Here is an 8,866-nt window from a genome sequence, read left to right on the forward strand (position 1 = left end):
AGTTTTAAAATAAAACTGTCAAAACAGCGTATTTCTTTTCTATGCATTAACAAAAAAGGCAGCTACAATATGCTGCCTTTTTATCTCTCCCCTATTCTTCTCTACCAATACACACCGCCAACATTTCTCTTTAAGAAAATTAGTTAAAAAAACTCAAAACAATAAAATATCGCGCTTTCAAATAGTAAAAATATCCCTTGAAAAAAACTAAACGTCGATTGAAAAATCAATGAGCGCTATTTTATCGTAACCGTGTTAAAGAAAAACATGAAAGCTATGGTACCATCTTTGGTTTCATGATGTTGAAAGAGATCCCTATCAAGCTCAAGCATACAGTTTTTTTTAATTTTCTTGCCTACTCCTTTTCTTTAAGCATAAGAAACAAGTTTTATGCAAACATAACACATATCTTGAATAGAAAAACTTATAATACTTATATAATATTAACATAATGTATTTATATAATACTAAATGAATTTAAGTATAATACATTATATATTAAATGTATAATTTATTTTATACTTTACATAAAAATAAAAATCGCCTATTCACGTTCCATCTCTAAAGTACCCATCCATTTGATATCCTTCTTATAAGCGGGGGAAGAGTGTGGGGCACTTATAATTTACTTATAATTTAGGAAAATCTTGATGTGTAAAAAGTCCCTTTTATCCTGCACGGCTGTCATAGCTGTCATGCTATTCAACACCCATCTCAATGTATATGCTGAAACTCTTGAAGTTTCCGGCGAGAAAAAAGAAGTATCTAACACAACGTATGAGATTATTAATGCGAAAGACAACGGGGAAATTACCGGCACACATTTAACTGTGGTTGGGAATAAAGACACGGATATTTATGCTGTAACAGCTGACGGTTTTGGCAGTGCGATTACATTACTGCAAGACACAGCCATTAAAGGAACTGATTTTGACATTCGTCTCGGTCTTAATGCAAAAGATGGTGCTACAATCAAAATGACTGGAGGCATTATTACGGTTTCTGAAATTGGCGCTTTCTTCGAAAACAGTATGAATGATAAAAACAAGCTGGAAGGTGTAACAATATCAAGCGGTAAAGATGACCACTTCATGGACAAGGGAATAAATGCCGACAACAAAAGCAAACTTACTTTAGAAAACGTAACGGTTACGCAAGCAAACACCAGTATATTTGCAAATGATCATTCTGAAATAACGATTTTAGGAGGAGCATTTGATGGAGAACTCAAAGGAATATCTGCTACGGAAGGCAGCGCTATTACTTTAACCTATAGTGAATTAGCCGATAATAAAAAAGGCAGTGTTCAAGTTACATCATCTCATGGTGACGGACTCTATGCAAATGGTGCACAATCCACAATCACAATGATAGGAGGATCAGTCACTGGAAAAAATACAGCATTACTTGCAGAAAATGGCGGACATATTGACGTCACAGATGTTACTTTAAAAAAAGATGGCACCGGAATCGGTGCAATAGCTAATGATGTTGACAGCACAATTGAACTGCACGGAAATACGGTAATTAATGACGCTGTAATTGGGCTTTATGCAACAAACGGTAGCATAATCACAATGACTGGAGGAACCATTACGGCTTTTGAAACTGGTGCGTTCTTCAATGAGAGTAAAAGCGATAAAAACAAGTTAGAAAATGTAACCATTACTTATGCAAATACCAGCATAAGTGATCAAGACAAACTAGAAAATGTAAAAACATCGGACAATGAATTAGACCCTGGATGGGAAAGTGAATTAGAAAATGAAAAAGAAGAGTTTTTATACACAGGAATAACGGCCTTTGCCGGAAGTCATCTCACTTTAGAAAACGTAACTATTACGCAAGCAGACACCAGCATATCCGCAGAAGATGGTTCACAAGTAACGATATTAGGAGGAGCATTTGATGGAGAATACACAGGGCTATCCGTAATGAACGGCAGCTTCATTACTTTAGCCAATAGTAAAGAAGGCAGCGTTCAAGTTACATCATCTAATGGTGATGGACTCTATGCAGACGGTTTATTCTCTACAATCATAATGATGGGAGGGACAGTGACTGCGGGAAACAGAGCATTATTTGCACAAAAAGGTGGATATATTAAGGTCACAGATGTTGCTCTAACAACGATGGACGGAAACGGAAACGGGGCAGCTTCCACCGATCCTTACAGCTTTATTGAATTGGATGGAGAGACAACGATTACTAATGCTATAAATGGACTTGATGCGGAAAACAGTGGTGTCATCATAATGACGGGAGGAGCTGTAACTGCAAAAAGCGCAGCATTGTTTACCATGAACGGTGGATATATTAAGGTCACAGGTGTTGCTCTAACAACGATGGACGGAAACGGATACGGTGCAGCTTCCACCGATCCTGAAAGCTTAATTGAATTGGATGGGAACACAACAATTAATAATGCTCTCATCGGACTTTATACAGAAAATAGTGGTAATATCGCAATGGCGGGTGGAACTGTAACTGGGAAAAGCGCGGCAGTACTTACAAAAAGCGGTGGACATATTAAGGTCACAGATGTTGCTCTAACAACAATGGATGGCAACGGATACGGTGCAGCTACCAGCGATCCTGAAAGCTTGATTGAATTGCATGGAAAGACAACAATTAATAATGCTTTCATCGGACTTTATACAGAAAATAGTGGTACTATCACAATGGCGGGTGGAACTGTAACCGCAACAAACATGCCACTGTTTGCAAAAAGCGGTGGATATATTAAGGTCACAGATGTTGCTCTAACAACAATGGATGGCAACGGATACGGTGCAGCTACCAGCGATCCTGAAAGCTTGATTGAATTGCATGGAAAGACAACAATTAATAATGCTTTCATCGGACTTTATACAGAAAATAGTGGTACTATCACAATGGCGGGTGGAACTGTAACCGCAACAAACATGCCACTGTTTGCAAAAAGCGGTGGATATATTAAGGTCACAGATGTTGCTCTAACAACAATGGATGGCAACGGATACGGTGCAGCTACCACTGATCCTGACAGCTTGATTGAATTGGATGGAAAGACAACGATTAATAATGCTTTCATCGGACTTTATACAGAAAATAGTGGTACTATCACAATGGCGGGTGGAACTGTAACCGCAACAAACATGCCACTGTTTGCAAAAAGCGGTGGATATATTAAGGTCACAGATGTTGCTCTAACAACAATGGATGGCAACGGATACGGTGCAGCTACCACTGATCCTGACAGCTTGATTGAATTGGATGGAAAGACAACGATTAATAATGCTTTCATCGGACTTTATACAGAAAATAGTGGTACTATCACAATGGCGGGTGGAACTGTAACCGCAACAAACATGCCACTGTTTGCAAAAAGCGGTGGATATATTAAGGTCACAGATGTTGCTCTAACAACAATGGATGGCAACGGATACGGTGCAGCTACCACTGATCCTGACAGCTTGATTGAATTGGATGGAAAGACAACGATTAATAATGCTTTCATCGGACTTAATACAGAAAATAGTGGTACTATCACAATGGCGGGTGGAACTGTAACCGCAACAAACATGGCATTGCTTGCAAAAAGCGGTGGACATATTAAGCTCACAGATGTTGCTCTAACAACGATGTATGGCAACGGATACGGTGCAGCTACCACTGATCCTGACAGCTTGATTGAATTGGATGGAAAGACAACGATTAATAATGCTTTCATCGGGCTCAATGCAGAAAACAGTGGTGCAATCACAATGGCGGGTGGAACTGTAACCGCAACAAACATGGCATTGCTTGCAAAAAGCGGTGGGCATATTAAAGTCACAGATGTTGCTCTAACAACAATGTATGGCAACGGATACGGTGCAGCTACCACTGATCCTGACAGCTTGATTGAATTGGATGGAAAGACAACGATTAATAATGCTTTCATCGGGCTCAATGCAGAAAACAGTGGTGCAATCACAATGGCGGGTGGAACTGTAACCGCAACAAACATGGCATTGCTTGCAAAAAGCGGTGGGCATATTAAAGTCACAGATGTTGCTCTAACAACAATGGATAGCAACGGATACGGTGCAGCTACCACTGATCCTGACAGCTTGATTGAATTGGATGGAAAGACAACGATTAATAATGCTTTCATCGGGCTCAATGCAGAAAACAGTGGTGCAATCACAATGGCGGGTGGAACTGTAACCGCAACAAACATGGCATTGCTTGCAAAAAGCGGTGGGCATATTAAAGTCACAGATGTTGCTCTAACAACAATGGATAGCAACGGATACGGTGCAGCTACCACTGATCCTGACAGCTTGATTGAATTGGATGGAAAGACAACGATTAATAATGCTTTCATCGGACTCAATGCAGAAAATAGTGGTACTATCACAATGGCGGGAGGAGCTGTAACCGCAACAAACGTGGCAGTGCTTGCAAAAAGCGGTGGGCATATTAAAGTCACAGATGTTGCTTTAACAACAAAAAATGGTAACTATGGTGCTGCTGCAACCGATCCTGAAAGCTTGATTGAATTATATGGAAAGACAACAATTAATAATGCTGTAACCGGACTTGATGCAGAAAATAGTGGCACAATTATAATGACTGGTGGAACAGTAACTGCGAAAACCATGGCATTGTTTGCAATGAACGGTGGACATATTAAGGTCACAGACGTTGCTCTAACAACGATGGATGGCAACGGATACGGTGCAGCTGCCAGCAATCCTTACAGCTTAATTGAATTGCATGGAAATACAGCGATTAGCAATACTTTCATCGGACTTTATGCAGAAAACGGTGGCACAATTAAAATGAATGGAGGGACCGTAGCAGCAAAAGGATCAGCATTTGTTTTAAAAAATAGCGGATATATTGATGTAACAAATGTTTCTGCAACAGCAGAAAACAGTGGCATAACATTTGATAAATCCGAGGACGATAATGCCTTAGAAATCAACTTGACAAATACAAAGATTCGCACTGAAAATAGTATTGGAATTAACGCAGACCAATCAATCGGTATAGCCAATCTCAAAAATTCAGAAATCAGTGCCGATATTTTATTAGCAGCAAAAGCTTCAACTAAAGAAAATAATTTTGCTTTTACATTAAATGCTAATCACTCCGTATTAAAGGGAAGAGCAAAAATTGCAGAAAACAGAACTGTACGCTTTGATTTGACAAACAAGACAACATGGATATTGAAAACCAGTACAAAAGAAACCGATGATGACGGAAAACTGCTTGCTATTGCTCAAAGGTCACGTTCTGATATTTCTGTGCTCAATCTCAATGATAGTTCTATTGTTTTTAATGAACCGGTAGAAGATCATTATCATACATTGTATATAGGATCTGGAATACCGAACATTCTAGCAGTCTATAATGCCTCTGGTGAGGCAGAAATTCATTTCAACGCTATATGGAGTGATGGTGTTGCAATAGATGCACAAAAAACCGATAGGCTTCTCATTCACGGTGATGTAGCAGGCACCACAACAGTTTATGTCAAAAATGTTTCAGGGGATAAAGAGAGTGTAGAAAATGCCTCTGATCCTTCAAATATAGGTGGACTTTCACTTATTCAAGTTTCTGGAGAAGCAAAAGAAGACTCCTTTAAATTGAAAAATGGCTATACCACCATAGGAGGAACTCCTTATAAATATACGCTGACTGCCTATGGACCAGTCTCAAGCTATGGCAAAGCCAATGCTAACCAAAACTTATTCGATGAAAAGGATAAAGATTTCTGGGATTTCCGTTTGCAGCCTGAATTTTTTGACCCCGATTCAAAAGTAAGAGCAGTTGTACCACAAATGGCAAGCTATTTGGTTATGCCAAATGCCCTCTTTTATACTGGATTGGCCGATATGGCCAAGCAAAATGCACTTTTAGCCAATATGAGAACAACAGTCTTGGGAGAGCAGAAAAATCTAAAAAACAGTTTCTTCCTCTCTACCTATGGGGGTACAGGAACCTTATCCTCGAAACGCGGTCCCCTTAAATATGGTTATGGTGCTGATATTCGCTACGCTGCTATACAAGGTGGGGTTGCATTGACTACGTTAGAAGGGCACAGCACTACTACACATCTTGGTCTTTTAGGTACCTATGGGCAGCTGTCTTTCACTCCAAAAGAGATGCAGGATGCAAGTAAAAACACCCTAGATAAATGGTCTCTCACTGCCTATGGTAGTGTACAACATGACAGTGGTTTCTATATCGATACGCTTTTATCCTATGGGATAATAAAGGGCGATATCACCAATGCTATCATTGGTAAAACCGCGAAATTGAACAATGTAAAAATGTTGAGTATTTCCACCACCGTTGGCAAACAATTTTCTACCGGAATGGAAGGTTTAACCTTCGAGCCCCAAATACAACTTGCTTATCAACATTTGATGTTTGATACCATTGAAGATGCTGATAATTTAAAAATTGATATGAACAATCCTTCTCAATGGTTGATCCGTGTTGGTGGACGTTTAACCAAAACCATTATGACCACTGAAAATGGTCCTGCCATTTCCTTCTATGGAAAAGCAAACTTGATCAAAACCTTTGGTGATGATGGTACCATCCAGATTGGCAGAGATTTTGACCTTGATCCCATAGGAACAGCAATTGAGGGCGGCGTTGGCATCAATGCACAACTATCTCACAATTTCTCTCTTTACGGTGATGTAAGCTATCGACAAAAGCTTCAGAAAACTGGTATAAGTGGTGCAAGCTTTTCAGGTGGCATACGCTATCAGTTTTAAATCAAGGCTGTAAAAATAGCCTATTCATTCTATTCAATTTAACAAAAAGGGCAGCACAATATGCTGCCTTTTTTGTACATTAAAGTCATCCTTTTTCCTTTTAAAGCACCCTTCCCTCTTAATACTTAGTTCTTTACGAAAATCCCCAAGACAAGACACAACAAACGCAACAGAGCACTTCCATCCCCAGTGGATGAAGAATACTTCCTACTTTGAAAAAAAGAGAAGTCTATTAGAAATAAATTAATACCACTGTGTTGAAAGATGAAAACCCACTTTAAGCCCAAGTAAGTTAGCTTTTTTACTAGCTTCTTCTACATCCTTTTTTGTTCCCTCATAATCCCAATTTGCGTCATATAATAATCCCTACCATCACGTAAAAGATGTCATGGTACCACTATATCAGTATCTCAGAATATTTCTCTGAATAATAATATTCAAAATTATAATTCTTTAAATAAAATCAATTATAAATACATTTTGTATTAGACATAATTAATATCAATTATTTTTTAATTTTGACAAAAAACCAAAAATGTCTTACCAAATAAAGACAATTACTGAAATTAATAACAATTATCCATTTTCACTTCTTCTTATGAAGTTCGCGGGGAAATGAATATTTGGGGGCTATCATAAGGAGAATACTAGTGTATAAAACATCCCTTTTATCATGCACGGCTGCAGCCGCTATCATCCTGTTCAACATCCAGTTCAGTGCACATGCTGAAACCCTCGTAGTTTCTGGGGGAAAACAACAAGAAGTATCCGATAAAACCTACGAAACTATTCACGCAAAAGACGGTGGCAAAATCATTGGAAAACATTTAACCATTGTTACGAATAAAGATATAAACCAAGGCACAAACCAAACCGTCTATGCTGTAACAACAGAAGGTGCTAACAGTGCGATTGAGTTACTGGATGGCACAACCATTAAAGGCACTGGTTCTGGTATTTTCTTAGGCCTTGAAGCCAAAGACGGTGCTACACTTCAAATGACTAAGGGAACAATTACATATTCTGGAATGGAGGCCTCCTCATCTGGCATTTTATCTAGCACTGGTGCTTCCTTTTCTAACAGTAAGAGTAAAAAAAACAAGCTGGAAGACGTGGTAATATCGAGTGAAAACGATAACAGTTCACTATCCTTAGGAATAAGTGCTAAAAACAGCACAGTAACCTTGAACAATGTAACCGTTACTCAAGCACTAACAGGCATATCTGCAGATGATCACTCGATAATAACAATCTCTGGAGGATCATTTCGTGCAAAAAATACAGCAATATCTGCTCAAAATGGCAGCATCATTACTTTAAACAACAATGTTACAGTCGCATCATCTAATGGTAATGCACTCCATGCAGATGGTATAGAATCCAAGATCACAATGAAAGGAGGAGCTGTCATAGGAGGAAATTTGAATGGACATGAAGGCGCATTACTTACAGAAAATGGTGGACGTATTGAAATTACGGATGTTACTCTAACAACCAATAACTTCGGAAACGGTGCAAATGCCAATGGCTTTGGAAGCATAATTGAATTAAAAGGCAAAACAAGCATTGAAAAAGTTAGAGATGGACTGAGAGCAGAAAAAGGTGGTAAAATCACCAGCGAAGATTTAACAATAACTGCTTATGAAAACCAAGAATACGGCACTTCTGGTATAATAGCCATTAATCCCAATAGTGAAATTCAATTAAAGGGGCATACAACCTTTGAAAAAGTTTCGTACGGTCTTGGAGCCTATAATGGTGGTAAAATTACCAGCGGAGATTTAACAATAGTCGGTGGTAAAGCAATTAATGACAACCCCAATGAAGCACGATCTGGTGTATGGACAGCGGGCTCTGGGAGTGAAATTCAGTTAACGGGCAAAACAACCATTCAAAATTTTGATGAAGGTCTTTATGCAGAGGATGGAAGTAAAATCATTAGCGGAGATTTAACAATAATCGGTAGTGAGTCCGAAGAACCAACCGTTGGTGTAAGTACTTGGGAGGCCGATAGTATAGTTGAATTAAATGGCAAAACAACTATTCAAAATGTTGGTATTGGTCTCGCTACTGGTGAAGATGGCACAATTAAGATGGTTAATGGC

At 38.9% G+C, this 8,866-nt stretch carries 1 protein-coding gene and 1 pseudogene; both read left to right on the plus strand.

Going from position 1 to position 8,866, the window contains the following annotated elements:
• The first annotated feature begins 650 nt into the window (after window positions 1-650).
• Window positions 651-6,761: an autotransporter outer membrane beta-barrel domain-containing protein gene (locus tag ACFILU_RS08245; protein ID WP_375675540.1), complete on the plus strand. Its 6,111-nt coding sequence runs from the start codon at window positions 651-653 to the stop codon at window positions 6,759-6,761.
• Between the two features lie 650 nt (window positions 6,762-7,411).
• Window positions 7,412-8,866 (plus strand): annotated as a pseudogene (locus ACFILU_RS08250) (autotransporter outer membrane beta-barrel domain-containing protein); the annotation flags it as partial.

The sequence above is a fragment of the Bartonella sp. CL100XZDX genome, from assembly GCF_042195375.1.
Lineage (GTDB): Bacteria > Pseudomonadota > Alphaproteobacteria > Rhizobiales > Rhizobiaceae > Bartonella.

What these genes read in the sequence shown, in the direction of transcription:
- ACFILU_RS08245 (WP_375675540.1), top strand. Translation starts at nt 651, where the DNA reads ATGTGTAAAAAGTCCCTTTTATCCTGCACGGCTGTCATAGCTGTCATG.